Annotated in this window: 15 protein-coding genes; 1 reads left to right on the top strand and 14 read right to left on the bottom strand. The window is 60.0% G+C overall.

The window, feature by feature from the left end; genetic code table 11:
* Window positions 1-647 precede the first annotated feature (647 nt).
* The 5 genes from H8K20_RS09435 to H8K20_RS09415 form a co-directional block, all read right to left on the bottom strand.
* Window positions 648-1664, bottom strand: coding sequence for an ADP-ribosylglycohydrolase family protein (locus tag H8K20_RS09435; RefSeq protein WP_186488266.1), 1017 nt, complete (start codon window positions 1662-1664; stop codon window positions 648-650).
* Complete coding sequence (locus H8K20_RS09430) at window positions 1665-2720, bottom strand: ADP-ribosylglycohydrolase family protein (protein ID WP_186488265.1); 1056 nt, start codon at window positions 2718-2720, stop codon at window positions 1665-1667.
* 13 nt (window positions 2721-2733) lie between these two features.
* Window positions 2734-3666 carry a carbohydrate kinase family protein gene (locus tag H8K20_RS09425; protein ID WP_186488264.1) on the bottom strand — a complete coding sequence of 311 codons (933 nt, stop codon included), beginning with the start codon at window positions 3664-3666 and terminating at the stop codon, window positions 2734-2736.
* Window positions 3667-3755: 89 nt separating this feature from the next.
* Entirely contained in the window at window positions 3756-4628 is an 873-nt protein-coding gene (locus H8K20_RS09420; protein WP_186488263.1) for a putative manganese transporter, read from the bottom strand.
* A 251-nt stretch (window positions 4629-4879) separates the two neighbouring features.
* The gene (locus H8K20_RS09415) at window positions 4880-5725 is read right to left on the bottom strand and encodes an aminotransferase class IV (protein ID WP_186488262.1); all 846 of its coding nucleotides are present in this window, start codon (window positions 5723-5725) and stop codon (window positions 4880-4882) included.
* Between the two features lie 175 nt (window positions 5726-5900).
* Here H8K20_RS09415 and H8K20_RS09410 point away from each other — a divergent pair, with 175 nt between their 5' ends.
* Entirely contained in the window at window positions 5901-6881 is a 981-nt protein-coding gene (locus tag H8K20_RS09410) for a nucleoside hydrolase (protein WP_105205868.1), read from the top strand.
* 108 nt (window positions 6882-6989) lie between these two features.
* On the opposite strand, the gene gyrA is transcribed toward H8K20_RS09410, so the two are convergent.
* The 9 genes from gyrA to dnaN form a co-directional block, all read right to left on the bottom strand.
* Window positions 6990-9518: a DNA gyrase subunit A gene (gene gyrA, locus H8K20_RS09405; protein ID WP_186488261.1), complete on the bottom strand. Its 2529-nt coding sequence runs from the start codon at window positions 9516-9518 to the stop codon at window positions 6990-6992.
* A gap of 167 nt (window positions 9519-9685) precedes the next feature.
* Window positions 9686-10387 (bottom strand): YcxB family protein, encoded by a 702-nt coding sequence (locus H8K20_RS09400; RefSeq protein ID WP_186488260.1) that lies wholly within the window; start codon window positions 10385-10387, stop codon window positions 9686-9688.
* Window positions 10388-10426: 39 nt separating this feature from the next.
* Window positions 10427-10984: a hypothetical protein gene (locus H8K20_RS09395; protein WP_154866524.1), complete on the bottom strand. Its 558-nt coding sequence runs from the start codon at window positions 10982-10984 to the stop codon at window positions 10427-10429.
* Between the two features lie 10 nt (window positions 10985-10994).
* Window positions 10995-11639 carry a YcxB family protein gene (locus H8K20_RS09390; protein WP_105205864.1) on the bottom strand — a complete coding sequence of 215 codons (645 nt, stop codon included), beginning with the start codon at window positions 11637-11639 and terminating at the stop codon, window positions 10995-10997.
* Between the two features lie 56 nt (window positions 11640-11695).
* Complete coding sequence (gene gyrB, locus H8K20_RS09385; protein ID WP_186488528.1) at window positions 11696-13630, bottom strand: DNA topoisomerase (ATP-hydrolyzing) subunit B; 1935 nt, start codon at window positions 13628-13630, stop codon at window positions 11696-11698.
* 52 nt (window positions 13631-13682) lie between these two features.
* Window positions 13683-13982 carry an extracellular matrix regulator RemB gene (gene remB, locus H8K20_RS09380; RefSeq protein ID WP_105205918.1) on the bottom strand — a complete coding sequence of 100 codons (300 nt, stop codon included), beginning with the start codon at window positions 13980-13982 and terminating at the stop codon, window positions 13683-13685.
* A gap of 2 nt (window positions 13983-13984) precedes the next feature.
* Window positions 13985-15103, bottom strand: coding sequence for a DNA replication/repair protein RecF (gene recF / locus H8K20_RS09375; RefSeq protein WP_105205919.1), 1119 nt, complete (start codon window positions 15101-15103; stop codon window positions 13985-13987).
* Entirely contained in the window at window positions 15094-15312 is a 219-nt protein-coding gene (locus H8K20_RS09370; RefSeq protein ID WP_105205920.1) for an RNA-binding S4 domain-containing protein, read from the bottom strand. The genes recF and H8K20_RS09370 overlap by 10 nt, the downstream gene beginning before the upstream one ends.
* Window positions 15302-16408, bottom strand: a complete 1107-nt coding sequence (dnaN, locus tag H8K20_RS09365) for a DNA polymerase III subunit beta (RefSeq protein ID WP_186488259.1) — start codon at window positions 16406-16408, stop codon at window positions 15302-15304. Before dnaN ends, H8K20_RS09370 begins: the two co-directional genes overlap by 11 nt.
* Window positions 16409-16709: the final 301 nt, after the last annotated feature.

Raw genomic sequence — 16709 nt, 5'->3', positions numbered from 1 at the left:
CATTTTTACAGTGGCCAAACTTGGGTGATAGAGGGGGTATATAGATTGTCTATCACCCAATTTTGAGCGGGCTGACACCGTGATTTTTCTGAGTCTGCCCCGATCTATCTGCCGGCGGCGTATTTTAGGGCGCTTTATAGAGCGCAAGCTGGGCATGTTGCCCGACAAAAAAGGGGGACCTGCGCTCACTGCGGGATCTGCCGCGGTGGCTGGGTAGCTGGGTGGCTTTTATATGCATACGCTGCCCCATATACGGCAGGTACTGCCGGCCTACCCGCACAAAGAGGTAACTCTGCACAGTTGCCGGCGGGCGCGGCAGTATTTTGAGGATGGTAGGGACCGGGCGCCGCCGGCCAGCGATATAGAAAAATAGGCACGCAGTGCGTGGACATATAGGCAGCTACGGTATGGCTATGATGCCCCAAAAAAGGACCTGGCGCTGCCTAGTTCAAGCCGTTTCCACCAGGAGCGGCCGGATAAATGAAAGAGACCAGTGGCACCACAGGTAGATCACCGTGCTCGGCACAGGCGGCAGAGGTCGCAGGGCCGTTGACAAAACAGAAAAACAGTGCTGGATGGGAGCATGTTCCCATCCAGCACTGTTTTTTTAGATTTTGATGCCTGTCACCAGCTGCTTTTTTGGCGTATTAGAGGGCGCAGATAGCGGTGGCCAGACTGCGCAGGTCGTAGCGATTGACCGCGTCGATGAGATCGATATAGTGGGCGGGAAAAGCACCGGCGCCGCGGTAAGCGCCCATGATAGCCCCGATCATGGTGGCCACGGTGTCGGTATCGGCGCCGCCGTTGACCCCGTACTGGATGGCCTGCAGCGCGTTGCCGCCGCTGGCGGTGATGTAGCCGAACACCGCCGGCACCGACTCCAGTGCCGGCAGTCCGGTGCCGATCACTTCGGATATCGCCCGCAGGGCGCCCTCGAAATCGCCCTGATGGGAGAGCCCCAGAGACACAGCCAGACGAATGCGCTTTTCGTAGCTGGCGGCGGGGCCTGGTTTGGCTACCTTTTGTGCCCGCCGGGCCCCTTCTGCGGCGCCGTAGATACCGGTCTCGATCAGGTCGTCGAGCGATGCGCCGGGCTGCAGCGCCTGCCACACCGCCGCCGATACGGCGCAGGCCCCGGCCAGCGCCGCCACATTGGGGTGGGTGCACAGACAGGCGGTGATGGCACCGTCGATGGTATCGCTGAGACTGTGAGGGGTAAACAGGGCAAAGGGGCCGGATTTCATAGCCGCGCCGTTAGAGGTGTAGAGGTTGTCGCACAGCGGTCCCCGGCCTATATCGGGCTGCGGCTGGCCGGCCTCGATACGGGCGATAGCGGCCAGCGTGGTGGGACCCACGTAGGGGTCGCAGAACTCGGGCAGGTGAGACCACTCTACCAGCGCCCGGTGGGCGGCACTGGCGGTGATGCCACCATCTTTTACAAAAGCCCAGCAGGTGAGGTAGGAGAGGGAAAAGTCGTCGGTGACGTGGCCGGCGGGAGCGCCGTTGGCGTATGCGTCGAGGGGGGAATTGATCAGGTCGGTGACGAAACCGCCAAAGTTGTGCTTGATCATATCGATGGTGCGGGTCTCGGTGGGGGCGCCCATCGCATCCCCCACCGCGGCGCCGAGCAGGCAGCCCAGCACCTGGTCGTAGGTGGCGGCCATCTAGATCTCCTCCTTTGGGCCCAGAGGGGCAAGGTGGGCAAGCTGCTCGGCCAGCGGCAGCAGGTCGAGAGCATTCTCCCGCTCAATGTAGGTGAGACTGTCGGTATCGGGCAGGGCCTGGGGCCATACCGCACCGGCGAGCAGGCCGGTGATGGCGGCGATCGTGGGGCTGTCGTCACCCAGGTTGGCCGCTATCTGCACGGCTTGCCGGGCATTGGTAGCGGCACAGAGACATCCAAACACCGCCGGCACCGCATCCACCACCTGTTGGGTGGCACCGATGTAATCGCCCAGCTGCTGCACCGCGCGGTCGAGATCGCCGCGGCAGTCGTTCCCCAGCTGTACGGCCAGTTGGATGCGCCGGTACAGAGAGGGGCCTGCCGTGGGGCGCAGGCGCTCACAGCCCACCGTTTGCCCCAGCCGCCCCAGCGCCTGCCGGTAGCCGTTTTGGGCGGCAGCCAGCCCGTGCTGTATGGCGGCCAGCCGGCTGCCGGTAGCCAGTGCTGCCGACAGCGCGCTGCCCACTGCGGCGGCGCCGGTGACCGACAGCAAATTGGGGTGGGTGGACTGGGCGGCGGTAATGATATCATCTACCAGCCGGCTGTCGCCGGGATGGCAGAGCGCCACCGCCAGACCGGCAGCGCAGCCGCCACTGGTGGCGCTGCGGTTAAAGCAGGCCACCCGGTCTTGTTTGGTAAGGGGCAGCTGCTGGCCGGACAACAGCTTTATGCCCCGCTGGGTGATGGGCTCGCGCTGGGTGGCATAGCGGACATTTTTTGACCAGCGCAGCGCACCGGCTTTGGCCTGTTCGACACCCCAGCTGCCGTCTGCCGCCATCTGCTGGAGCATGGCGGTGAGCAGAGTAAAAAAGTCGCTGAGAGAACCCCTGGGGCTGCCGGCGTTTACGCTGTCGGCCGGGATGGCCGACAGCGCCGTGACCGGGCCGCTGTTTTGCCGGTATAAAACGGCGCTGCTCTTTCCCTCACAGATCATGCCCAGCGCATCTCCGTAGGCGCCCCAACTCAGGGCGGCGTAGTATCTATTGGCTCTGTCCATTGGCGTGACCCCCTTAAACGATATTTTTATAGCGGTCCATCAGCTCGGTCACTTGGCGGCGGCTGACGGCGCCGCTGCGGCCGCCGACCGACGAGACGCACACGGCACTGGCCGCACAGGCAAACTGGGCCGCCTGGACCGGATCTTGCTGCTGCAGCAAGGCGTGCATAAAGGCGCCGCTAAAGGTATCGCCGGCACCGGTGGTGTCTACTGCCCTTACCGGGTAGCCGGGCACCGCCGTACAGCCATTACGGGTGCAGACCAGCACCCCGTCTTTGCCCCGGGTGAGCAGCGCGATCTTATCGCTGTCGCCGATGAGATCGAGCACGCCCTGTTGACCCCGATCGCCAAAATAGTAATCGACCGCGCCCTGATTAAAGCTGATGACCGACGCGAGCTGCAGGTAGAAATCGTCGTCGCTTTTATCGGTGGCGGAGGTGGGCTCGGCGTCGACGAAGATACGGGTACCGCCGGCGGCCAGCTGCGTCAAGAGCTGGTGATCGTTTGGCAGAAATTTATAGGAGAGCATATCGGAGTACACGAAACTGGCGCCCTGCAGCAGTGCCCGCTTGGCCGGTGTATCGCGCACCATGAGACGGTAAGGCATTTTTTGCAGCAGGATGATGCGCTCTTCGCCGTAGAGCAGTATTTGGTGCACGACATTGGGGCGGCCGGGATAGATATCGAGGTAGTCGGTACACACACCGTATTTAGCCACCGACTGGATCAGCGGCTGGGTGTAGTCGTCTTGCCCCATGCCGCCCAGCATATAGCAGCGGCTGCCCAGAGCGGCCACTACGCTGGCGGTATTGGCCATACCTCCGCCGGGACGCCACTCGAGATAGCTGGCATTTACCTTGCCGCCCAGCACCGGCAGTGTATCGATGCGGTAGTAATCGTCGCGGATACTGCGGCCGATACACACTACATAGCCGCTGGATACCATAAAAACCACCTCCAAGGCCCATTATAGCCCTGGAGGTGGCGGTTTGTATACCGGCACAGTGCCTACCGTTTGCCGCTGTTTTTTGACATCTAGCCCACCATAAGTTGGAGCAAGATACCGGAAAGCGAGCCCACGGCAAACAGGGTGAGTACGATCTTGCCGTTTTGGCGCAGATCTTTGTTGTAGCGAAACAGCATGACCAGGCCCACCCCGGCACCGGTGGTGAGGCCGGCGATGACCGAGCCAAAGGTGATGCTGCCGGCCAGGTACAGCTCGGTGAGCAGTACCGAGGCGGCGCAGTTGGGTATAAAGCCGATGACCGCTGCCAGCACCGGCTGCCACAGGCTGTTTTGCAGCAACAGCTTTTCGATAAAGGCGGTACCCACCAGAGAGATGAGCAGATTAAAGGCCAGCATGAACAGCAGGATAAAGACAAAGATCTGCAGTGTGTGGCTGATGGCCGAGCGCCAGATAGAGTGCTGGTGACCGCGGTGGCAGCTGCAGCCGGCGCCGTGCTGCTGGCAGTCGTGCCCCTCGGGAGACTGCTCCTCACCCAACTTGCGCACCACTACCGGCCGGTGCAGCAGCAGATCGACCACAAAGCCGACGATGAGAGCCAGTACCGTTTTTACCGCCAGCAAAAAGAGCGTGTCCTTCATGCGGTCGGGGTGGGCCAACATGACCGGCAGCGCCTCGTCTGAGGTGGAGATGAATACCGCCAGCAACGTGCCCACAGTGACCAGGCCCCGACTGTAGAGATTGGCGGTGGCCGCCGAGAAACCGCACTGGGGAATGACCCCCAGCACGGCGCCGCCCAGAGGGCCGAACCTATCGAGCACGGCGTGCAGTTTGACGGTGGAGCGGTGTTCAAAATACTCGATGAGCAGGTAGGCCCCCAATAAAAAGGGCAGCATTTTGGCCGCATCTTTGAGGGTGTCTAAAATGACGTCTAAAAAGTCCATAATGCCTCCGAAAATGGGGCGGCCGGGGCAGAGGAGAAAGCTGCATCTTCTGCCGGGCGGCCGCCCTGGATACATCTTTATTATAAACCACCTGTCAAATGTTTTTTGTAACAATGTGCAGGTGTCGGCCGCGCCGCTGAGCCCTGTGCCGCCCCAAAAAGCGAGTATAAAAACAGGGACAGGCGGCCCTGTTTTTGGCCGCCTGCCCGAATATTTTTGGCGCTATGGAGCTGTAGTAGAGAGCCCTACAGTTACAGCTGCATCTGCTGTGTGTATTTTTTCCAGTAGGCGCGCTGCAGCTGGCCGAGCAGCTGCGGGGCCCGCCCGCCGACCGGGCACCCGTCGATACTGGCTACCGGTGCGCCCATACAGCCGGTGGAGAGCACCAGCACCTCGTCGGCTGTCATGAGCTCCTCCAGGGTAAAGGGCTGCTGGCTGGTGGGGATACCCAACTGTTCGCACAGCTGCAGGCAGTGTTTGCGGGTAATGCTGGGCAGTATATAGGCGTCTAGTGGCGGGGTGCAGAACACGCCGCCGCGAAACATGGCGATGCCGGAGTGGGCCCCTTCGGTGACCCGGCCGTATCGGTGAAACACCACCTCGTCACAGCCGTGCTCGACTGCCTGCTGGTAGGCCATCACATTGGGGATGAGGTTGAGCGTTTTGATGTTGCAGTGCAGAAAACGGGTGTCGGGCACGGTGATGAGACGCATGGGCTTTTTTACGTCGTCCAGCGGCATCAGCTGAATAAAAGCCATGAGTTTTGGCGCGCTGTTTTGGGGAAAGGCATGACTGCGCGGGGCCGCACCGCGGCTGGCCTGCCAGTAGCACAGGTAGCTGTGGGCCGGGTCGACCCGGCCGGCCAGATCGCACAGCAGCTGGGACAGCCTGCTTTTTTCCATGGGGGCGGGGATGCGCAGCAGGCGCAGGCTGTCATAAAAGCGGTCCAGGTGTTCATCGAGGGCAAAAAGGCGGCCGTTTTGACAGACGGCGGCGTCGTACACGCCGTCGCCAAAGTAGAGCGCCCGGTCGGTGATGGGTGCTTTGAGGGTATCGATAGGGCCGATCTGCCCATCGTAATAGCCGATATCGGTCATAGAGTTCCACCTCGCTGATCTTATAAAAAACAGTATACTATGTATTCAACCCATTGGCAAGTACCCTGCGCAGTGCTATACTATTGGTGTGCGATACGACAAGGTGCCTTTATGGCCATGTTAGGTATTGCCTTTATACGATAAGGGCGCATCTTGAAAAAGGAGAGTTATTGCTATGCCTAAAAAAGTGATACTAGATGTGGATACCGGTTCGGACGACGCTGTGGCTATTATGGCCGCTATGCGGTCGCCGCAGATCGAGCTGATGGCGGTGACTGTGACCCACGGCAATCAGCCGCTGTGCTACACGCTGGACAACACCTTGCGGGTGGTATCGTACATGGGGGGCGGGGTACCGGTATATGCCGGCAGCAGCGAGCCCATGGTGAAAAAGCTGTTGCCGGGCCGCTCGCAAAACGGCGGGCAGCAGGACGTGCAAAAAATGATAAAAGACGGCAAGGAGTTTTCGCTGCACCAGAAGACGCTGGACCTGCCGGAGGCCACCTGCCGCGCCGAGGAGATGCCGGCGGCGGCCTATCTGGTACAGGCGCTGCGCCACAGCACCGAGAAGGTGACGCTGATACCGGTGGGGCCCTGCACCAACATTGCTATGGCTCTGCGCATGGACCCCAGCATTGTGGAGCACATTGAGGAGATCGTGTGTATGGGCGGGGGAGATAACCTGGGCAACCGCACCGCCGCGGCGGAATTTAACTTTTATGCCGACCCGGAGGCGGCCAAGATCGTGTTGGGCTGCGGCGCCAAAGTGCGCATTTTGACCCTGAACGCCACCGGCTCGGCCCGCTTCGACTGGGCGGATGCACAGAAATTTTTAGATCTGGGTACCCCGGCCGGTGAATTTGCCGGCCAGCTGATCCGCCATCGGCTGGAATTCGAGGAGATGAAAGGCAACGCCGATACAAATGGGACGGCGGTGCACGACGCGCTGACGGTGTGTGCAGTCATCGACCCGTCGGTGATCAGCTGTCAGGAGCAGATCCCCTGCGATATCGATATCGGGGGCAGCATATCGGATGGGCAGCTGCTGTGCGACCACCGGGCGACGGCGAAAAAGGATGCGCCCACCTCTGTGGCCTACACGGTGGACAAAGAGCGGGCGCTGGCAGTGCTGCTGGCGGCGATGGCCGAGCGGTAAAGAGCACCGCTTTAAATGTTACCAAATTGTAAAAACGGGGCGATCTACCACGAAATAGACAAAAAAAGAGGCGCTGCCATGACAGCGCCTCTTTTCTTTTTTATGCTTTTACGCCTGCTCGGTATCGGGGGACTCGGAGCCGGCAGCAGGGGACTCGGTCTCTGGGACCGGCAGCTGCTGGTCGTCGACGCTTTCCTCGCCGGCGTCTTCCTCTTCCTCGCGCTCGGCTCTGGCCACGGTGACCACCTTTTCGTCCTCGGCCACCCGCATGACCCGCACGCCTTGGGCGTAGCGGGACTGGATGCTGATGTCGGAGACGTTCATGCGGATGATGACCCCGTTGGAGGAGATGATGATGAGATCGTCGTCCTCATCGACCACCTTGATGCCGCAGACGTCGCCGCCCTGACCGCTGACTTTGTAGTTGGTGATGCCTTTGCCGCCGCGGTTTTGCAGGCGGTACTGGTCGAGATCGGTACGGCGGCCCAGACCGTGCTCGGTGACGGTGGCCAGTGTGGCCCCTTCGCGCACCCGGGCCATCCCCACCACCTCGTCGCCGTCTTGCAGCGTGATGGCCTTTACGCCGTGGGCGGTACGGCCCAGGGGACGGGCGTCGTTTTCGTCGAAGCGCAGCGCGCGGCCCTTTTTGGTGGCCACGATGAGCTGGTGGTGGCCGTTTGTCTGCCGCACCCAGGCCAGCTCGTCGCCGTCTTCCAGCGAGATGCAGATGATGCCGCCACGGCGCCTGGTCTGGTATTCGCTGAGCGGGGTGCGCTTGACGATGCCGTGCTTGGTTACCATGACCAGGTATTCGTCGTCTTTAAACTCGGACACGCGGATCATGGAGTTGACCTTTTCTCCCTCCTCCAGCGGCAGGAGGTTGACGATGTTGATACCCTTAGAGGTGCGGGAGCCCTCGGGGATCTGGTAGCACTTCTGGCGGTACATACGGCCCTTGTTGGTCATGAACAGCACATAGTCGTGAGAGGAGCAGATAAACAGCTCGTCGACGAAATCCTCGTCGCGGCGGGTCATGCCGGCAATGCCGCGGCCGCCGCGCTTTTGCGCCTTGTAGGTGCTGACCGGCTGGCGCTTGATGTAGCCGAAACGGGTGAGGGTGAGCACGCACTGCTCGACCGGGATGAGGTCCTCGATATCCACCTCGCCGCTGACGGCGGCGATCTCGGTGCGGCGGTCGTCGCCGTACTTCTCGCGGATGGCGTTGGCCTCATCTTTGATCTTCTGCATGAGCAGGCTCTCGTCGCCCAAAATGGCCTCTAACTCGCCGATGAGGGTCATGAGACCAGCCAACTCTTCCTCGATCTTTTCGCGCTCTAAGCCGGTGAGCTGGCCCAGGCGCATAGCGACGATGGCCGATGCCTGCACGTCGTCGAAGCCAAAGCGCTCCATGAGCCGCTCTTTGCCCTCGGCAATCGACTTGGAGGAGCGCAGGATATCGATGACCTCGTCGATATAGTCGAGCGCGGTGTGCAGCGCCTCGAGGATATGGGCCCGCTCCTGGGCCTTGCGCAGGTCGTACTTGGTGCGGCGGGTGACCACGTCTTTTTGAAACTCGATGTAGTTTTCGAGCATCTCTTTTAAAGTGAGCACCTTGGGCTCTCCCTTACACATGGCCAGCATGATGACGCCCACCGTATCCTGCAACTGGGTGTAGGAGTACAGCTGGTTTAAGATGACCTGGGGGATGGCGTCTTTTTTGAGCTCCACCACGATCTTGATACCGGCCATGTTGGACTGGTCGCGCAGGCCGGAGATGCCCTCGACCCGCTTTTCTTTGACCAGGTTGGCGATGCTCTCGACCAGGCGGGACTTGTTGACCATGTAGGGGATCTCGGTGATGATGATCTGGCTGCGGCCGTTTTTGCCCTCTACGATCTCGGCCCGGCCCCGCAGAGTGATCTTGCCGCGGCCGGTGGCGTAGGCCGCGCGGATACCGGAGTAGCCCATGATGATGCCGCCGGTGGGAAAGTCGGGGCCCTTGATGTAGTCCATCAGCTCGGCCACCGAGGCATCGGGGTGGTCGATGAGGAAGTCCATGCCGTCGATGACTTCGCGCATGTTGTGGGGCGGGATGTTGGTGGCCATACCCACGGCGATACCGGTAGAGCCGTTTACCAGCAGGTTGGGAAAGCGGGAGGGCAGTACCTCCGGCTCCTGCAGGCGGTCGTCGTAGTTGGGTTTAAAGTCGACCGTCTCTTTTTCGATATCGGTGAGCATGAACTCGGCCATCTTGGCCATCTTGGCCTCGGTATAACGGTAGGCGGCCGGGGGATCGCCGTCGATGGAACCGAAGTTGCCCTGACCGTTGACCAGCGGATAGCGCAGCGAGAAATCCTGTGCCAGGCGCACCAGCGCATCGTACACGGCGGCGTCGCCGTGGGGGTGGTAGCTGCCCAGCACGGCGCCGACGGTATCGGCGCATTTTCTAAAGCCTTTGGATGCGGTGAGGCCGCGCTCGAACATGGTGTACAGGATGCGGCGGTGCACCGGCTTGAGGCCGTCGCGCACATCGGGCAGCGCGCGGCCCACAATCACGGCCATCGAGTAGTCGAGGTACGACTTTTTCATCTCTTTTTCGATGTCGACTACTATGACCTTGGTCTTATCGTTCTCCATAGTTCTCCCCATTTCTCTAGCGATCCTGCCGGCCGGGCCCCCGGCTGGGGGGTGCGGCCGACCCGTGCGGTGATCGGTGCCGAATGTACATGTATGTGCAAAGACAGGCCCGGGGCGGCCGTTTGGCGCCCGCTAGCGGCCTGTATGGCGCCTGGCGGCGCCCGGTGTTACTTTTTGTCGCGGCTGCGGTCCTCGGTGAGGCCGAATACCTTTTGCATCTCCACCTCTACGTTGGGGCGGCCGTTTTTGATAAACCACTTACCCAGATCCCGGGTCAGGACCCGGGAGAGCGCGGCGAAATCCTCTCTCTTCATGAGCGATTTGGGGATGGGCACATACTCCTGCTTGCCGGTGATGAGCAGGAAGTAGTGGTCGTTCTCGTGGGCCTCGTACAGCTTTTCGTAGTCGAGATAGATCTCTTTGACACGGCTGCTGGGCGTTTGGCCGCGCTCGCTCTGCGCGAGCAGCGCATCGTAGCTGCCGGGACGGGAGGAGACGCTGCGGTAGCGAAAGCTCTCGGCCCCCAGGACGATGGTGTTGTCGGAAAACTGCTGCTCGAGCAGGTCGATCATCTCCTCCCGCCGGCGGCGGGAAAAGGCGTGGTAGAACAGCGCCAGACAGACGCAGACCACGATGACGAAAGCCGAGGACATGATGCTCTGCCAGTCGGCCCCCATAAAGGTGTTTTGGCCGGAGCCCACTTTTGTGCGGGTGGTGATGATATAGAGGATGTTGCACAGAAAGCCAAAGGCCAGAAAGCCAAACATCCAAAAATAGAGTTTTTTCTCTTTTTTGCCGCCCACGATCATATAGATCTCGCGGGTCTGATCGCGGTCGAGCTGATAGTGCAGCTGTATGGGTAATGCCATGGATCTACCTTCCTCGTTAAAAGGGGCGGCGCCGGCCCGTTATTTTTTGATGTGCCCGTCGATGAGCGACTTTACCTGCTCGAGGGTGGCGCGCTCGATCTGGTCGCCGGGCAGGATGTAGCCGCCGGTCTCGGACAGGCTGAGGATGAGGTTCTCGCCCAGCCAGTAGGCGTCTTTGATCTCGCTGTATTGGAGGCTTCCCTCACCGACACAGGAGCGCTCGCTGACTGCATCGCGGTAAAAGGTCAGCTGGACCGGCTCTTTAAAATAGTCGTTTTGCTGGTAATTTTTTTTGACTGCCTTGGCCATCTGCCGCTCGAAAAAGAGCGGATAAAAGAAGATGGAGAACAGGCCCATGGCCAGCATGGATACCGACAGGATCATGAAAAAGGCATTTTGGTCTTTGGTGACGAGATTGGTGACCATAAAGACGATGGCCATGACCACCTCGAGTATGCCGAAGGTGGTGACCTTTTTTTTGCTCTTTTTTATGAGGCCGGCGGTGACGTGCTGGTTAAAGGCGTAAAAGTCGGCCAGAGATACCTGAAACTGTACCTGTAGGAGCGGCTCTTTTTTATCTGGTGTTGGTCGTTGCATGCTGTGAGACCTATCCTCTCTCTTTGGTGGGCAGCACCAATTTATTCATCACCTCGTCGGGGAGCAGCTGGGGGATATGATACTGGGCCTTTTTCTCGTTTAAAAGGGCCCAGAGCTGCTCGAGCTTTTGCGGGAAGATATAGCGCTTGGAGATGATGAGGCGCTGGAAGCCCTGCAGATTTTTTTTGTTGGAGGCGCGGATGCGCAGGATGATGAGGTTGTCGGTCTCCTGGATGTACTCCACGTCCTCCCACTCGAAAAAGCGGCGGTACTCGTCGGTGCGGATGTTGATCTCTCTGTCGCCGAAATCGACGGTGAGTTTCTCGTCGTAGATGTTGACGATGTTGTGGTCGCGCAGGTTCTCGTAGAGCCGTTTCATATTTTTGTAGTCGGCGTCGTAGCCGGAAAAGTACTCGAAAAAAAACTTGATAAAGAACATGGCCGAGGCCACCAGCGAGATCCAGAGGTAGTTTTTATCGATAAAGGGGGCAAAGGTGAACAGCACCGTGAACCCCAGCACGAAAAACATTTGGATCATCAGGCTGCGGGAGGCGTGATCCCGATCGTCGAGACAGCTCCAGTACTGCTCGAACAGCGAGAACTCATACCAGTCGTCCTGGTCGTTGATATAGGTCAGTTGCAGGTTTTCTTGCATAGTGGTACTCCAAACTGTTAGATTTGCCGCGAAAAAAGGCTGCACGCCGGCGGATATCAGATATCCAGGTCGGTGACGTATTTGGCGTTTTTCTCGATGAACTCCTTGCGGGGGGCCACCTTGTCGCCCATCAAGATGGTGAAGATCTCGTCGGCGCGGGCGGCGTCCTCCACCTCCACCTTGATCATGATGCGGTTTTCGGGGTTCATGGTGGTCTCCCACAGCTGCTCGGGGTTCATCTCGCCCAGGCCTTTGTAGCGGGCGATCTCCCATTTGCCCTCGAGATTTGCCATGTAGTCGTCGCGCTCTTTGTCGCTGTAGGCGTAATAGACCTTTTTGCCGCGGAAGATCTTGTAGAGCGGCGGCTGGGCCAGATATACCCGCCCGTCCTCGAGCAGGGGGCGCATGTAGCGGAAAAAGAAGGTGAGCAGCAGGGTGCGGATATGGGAGCCGTCGACATCGGCATCGGCCATGATGACCACTTTACCGTAGCGGATCTTGCTCATGTCGATGTCGTCGCCGATGCCGCAGCCCAGCGCCAGCACGATGGGGGTGAGCTTGTCGTTGCCGTAGACCTTATCCATGCGGGCCTTTTCGACGTTGAGCATTTTGCCCCACAGCGGCAAGATGGCCTGAAAGCTGGAGTCGCGGCCCATTTTGGCCGAGCCGCCGGCCGAGTCGCCCTCCACGATGTAGATCTCGGTGTTTACGTTGTCGGTGTTGGCACAGTCGGCTAGTTTGCCGGGCAGCGCGGCGGTCTCGAGCGCGTTTTTGCGGCGGGTGAGATCGCGGGCGCGGCGGGCCGCCTCGCGGGCGCGGGCAGCGGTGAGGGCCTTGTCGAAGATGAGCTTGACGGTGGCGGGGTTCTCCTCGAAATAGGTGGAGAGCTTGTCGTACACCAGACTGTCGACCATGGAGCGGATCTCGGTGTTGCCCAGGCGGGCCTTGGTCTGGCCCTCGAACTGGGCCTCGGTCACCTTGACGCTGATGATGGTGGTGAGCCCCTCGCGCACGTCTTCGCCGGAGAGATTTTTGTCGGCGTCTTTCAGGATGCCGTTTTTGCGGCCGTACTCGTTGAATACGCGGGTGAGCGCAGCCTTAAAGCCCTGCTCGTGGGTGCCGCCGTCGGTGGTGTGCACGTCGTTGGCAAAAGAGAGCATGACTTCGTTGTAGCTGTCGTTATACTGCAGCGCCACCTCGACCATGGCGTCCTCTTTTTGACCGGACAGGTAGATGACGTCGGGGTGGACCACATCGAGGCCTTTTTTCTTGTGGATGTACTCGACGAAGCTGCGGATGCCGCCCTCGTAGTGCATCACCTCGGTGACCGGATCCTCCTCGTCGCGCTTGTCTTCCAGCACGATTTTGACGCCGGCATTCAGGAAGGACTGCTCGCGCAGCCGGGACGCCAGATCGTCGAACTCGAACTGGATGTCCTCGAATACCTCGCTGTCGGGGTGAAAGAGCACCGTAGTGCCGCTCTCGTCGGCGCCGCAGTCGCCGATGACCGCCAGATCGCCGATCGCGACCCCTTTTTCAAAGCGCTGGTAGTAGATCTTGCCCTCTTTGCGGACCCAGACTTCCAGGTACTCGGACAGGGCGTTGACTACCGATGCGCCCACGCCGTGCAGGCCGGCAGAGACCTTGTACCCGCCGCCGCCGAACTTGCCGCCGGCGTGCAGCACGGTGAACACCACCGTGACTGCCGGGATGCCCATTTTGGGCTGGATGCTGACCGGGATGCCGCGGCCGTTATCGGTGACGCGGATACAGTTGCCCGGCAAGATCTCGACGCCGATGCGGTCGCAGTACCCGGCCATGGCTTCGTCGATGGCGTTGTCGACGATCTCGTACACCAGGTGGTGCAGGCCGCGGCTGCCGGTGGAGCCGATATACATGCCCGGCCGCTTGCGAACTGCCTCCAGCCCCTCGAGCACCTGTATCTGTTCGCCGTCGTAGGCCCGATTCTCCTGCTTGATGTTCTCTGGCATGTTTTCCAAAGTGATCCCTCCGTGTAAAAGTCCGCCCCTGGGGCAGACGGTATTATCGATGTTTGGCGCGCGGGAGCCGCCGCCTGGCCGCCACCCGTTTTTTTAAGGTGGCCGGCGAGATAGGGCTTATATAGGTGATGGGCCCGCCGGGGCCGGTGATGACCACGAACGATTTGGGCAACCCGATATCGAGGATGTCGCCGCTGCCGCACACGTTGCGCACCTGGCCGCGCGTGCCGGATCGTTTGAGATAATTTTTGGTGTCTTTGGAGACCGAGGTGTTGTCGATATCGAAGATGCCGACGATATCGCGGGTGCGCACCACGGTATCCTGCCCCAGATGGATATACACGTCTAGTCCTCCTCGCTGCCGCAGGGCTCGAGATGGCCGCTTTTCATATAGAAGGCGCGGCCGGTGAGCAGCTGCTCGATGGGGGCCCGGTCGCAGCAGGTGATGAATACCTGTGCGTCTTCCAGGTGGTTGAGGATGTAGTTTTGGCGGCTGGGGTCGAGCTCGCTCATCACGTCGTCTAAGAGCATCACCGGCGTTTCGCCGATAAACTCGCGCAGCAGGTAGCCCTCGGCCAATTTGAGGGCCAGCGCCACGCTGCGCTGCTGCCCCTGAGAGCCGTAGAGACGGCAGTCGAGCCCGCCGATGAGAAAGCGCAGGTCGTCGCGGTGCACCCCCACGGTGCTGTAGCCGGCGCGCAGGTCGTCTTTTTTGGCCTCTTGCAGGCGCTGGCTGTAGAGCTGCTGCAGCTGTGGGGCGTCGAGCGCCTGCTCGTCGCCGGAAAAGACGCTGTCGTAGCACAGGGTGAGCGTTTCCCGGCCGCCGGAGAGACCGCTGTAGATCTGGCCGGCCCAGTTAGACAGAGCGGCAAAGTAGCGCCGCCGCATCTGGTATACCCGCACCCCCAGCTGGCAGAGCTTTTCGTCGAACACCGCCAACAGGTCGTAGAGCTCGGCGTTTTTATAGAGGTCTTTGATGAGGGCATTTTTTTGGGCCAGCGCCTGGCGGTACTGGTACAGGGCGGTGATGAACTGGGGGCGTATCTGGCAGATGGCGCCGTCGAGAAAGCGGCGCCGCAATTGGGGGCCGTCTTTGACGATGGAGAGGTGGGCGGGGGAGAACACCACGCAGCAGAAGCTGCCGGCCAGCGCGCTGGCGCTTTTTTTCTCGACCCCGTTGAGCTGCACGCCCCGCTTATCGCCCAGGGTGATGGCGGCGGTCTGATGCCGGTCCTGGGCAAAAAAGGCGCCCTCTACCCGGGCCTGGGCGGCCCCTTTTTGGATGAGGTCGCGCTCGCGGCCGGGGCGAAAGCTCTTGGCCCCGGTGAGCATCCAGATGGCCTCGATCAGGTTCGTCTTGCCCTGGGCGTTGTCCCCAAATACGATGTTTACCCCCACGTGGGGGGTAAATTGCACCTCCTGCAGATTGCGGTAGCCGCACAGCCGGAGACTTTCTAATCGCACGCCGTTACCTCGATCTCGCGGCCCTGGAGACACACTGTGTCGCCGGGGTAGATCTTTTTGCCGCGCTGGGTGCAGACCTGGCCGCCGACGGTCACTTCACCCTGGGTGATGCGGATCTTGGCCTCGCCGCCGGTGGCGCACAGGCCGGCAAATTTGAGCAGTGCATCCAGCTTGATGAACGGGGTGTGGATCGGTATCTCAGTTTTCATTTTTGAGCCTCACCGGCAGCACCAGGAAGAGGAAGCTGTCCCCCTCGGGCGGGGTGATGGTCATGGGGGCCAGCGAGCCGCCGAAGGAGAGCTTGACCTCGTCGCAGTGGGTGTATTTGAGGGCGTCGAGCAGGTATTTGTTGTTGAAGCCGATCTCGACGTCGTCGCCCTGCTTGTTGGCGGTAAAGGCATCTTGCACCTTGCCCAGCGGCGTTTTACACAGCACCGAGACGGTGGAGCCCTCGAAGGTGATCTTGAGGGGATTTTTAAAGCGGTCGCTGATGATGATGGAGGCGCGCTCTACGCTGTCGATAAAATCGCGGGTGGAGCAGAGGACGGTGGTCTCGGACTCTTTGGGGATGGAGTTTTTATAGTCGAGGAAGTTGCCCTCGAGCAGGCGGGAGATGATGTGGTAGCCGTTTACTTTAAAGAGGATGTGTTTGTCGGAGAGGTAGATCTCGGCCACCTCGTCGGAGTCTTTGACCAGCTTGGATATCTCGCTGGCGGCTTTGCCGGGGACGATGAACTGGCAGTTCTGGTGGGTGTCGGCGTGCTCGCGGCGCAGGGCCAGGCGGTAGCCGTCGACAGTGACCAGGGTGAGCATGCCGTCCTCGGCCTCGAATTTGATGCCGGTGTGTACCGGTTTTTGATCGGTCTGGGCCACGGCGTACAGCGTCTGGTCGATCATCGATTTTAAGGTGAGCTGATCCAGCGAGAGGGTGATTTCGCCGTCGAGGTCGGGCATTTCGGGGAACTCGTCGGCGTCGATACCGATGATGGTGAACTCGGTCTGCTGGGTCTTGATGGTGGTGAGCAGCTGGCTGTTGACCTCGACTGAGACTTGTTGGTCGGACAGTTTACGGATAATGTCGGAAAACAGGCGCGCCGATAGGACGATGGTGCCGTGCTCGCTGACCTCGGCCGGGATGCGGGTGGTGATGCCCAGCTCGAGGTCGTAGCCCGACAGCGTGATGCCGTCTTCCTCGGTGCGCACGAGCACGCCTTCGAGGGCGGGGATGTTGGATTTGCCCGGCACGGCTTTTTGTACGTTCAACATCGCTTCGCTGAGAGATTGCCGGTCACAGACGAATTTCATGGAAACGCTCCTTTCTGGTGAGAAGAAAATATATAAGAAATAGTAATAGTAGTAGTGTCGGTGGAATTGTTAGGCGGGGGTGGAAATAGGCCTGTACAGCCCAGTTTTTCACTTTTTTTGGACATGTAGAATGTCTGTTTGTGAAATTGTGGAATATGAGGGGGAAAAGAGGATGTCCACATTTCGGTGGAATATCGGTTGTTAAATGTTAAAGGATGGTGAAAGAAATGGTGGAATGATTATGCGCATAAAATTGCATGGACGGCAGAGGGCGACACGAAATATCGCACCGCGGTATAGG

Source organism: Neobittarella massiliensis (ex Bilen et al. 2018), from assembly GCF_014269355.1.
Taxonomy (GTDB): domain Bacteria; phylum Bacillota; class Clostridia; order Oscillospirales; family Ruminococcaceae; genus Neobittarella; species Neobittarella massiliensis.
Note: the sequence above shows the minus strand (reverse complement) of the source record. Positions and strands in the feature narration are given on the sequence as shown.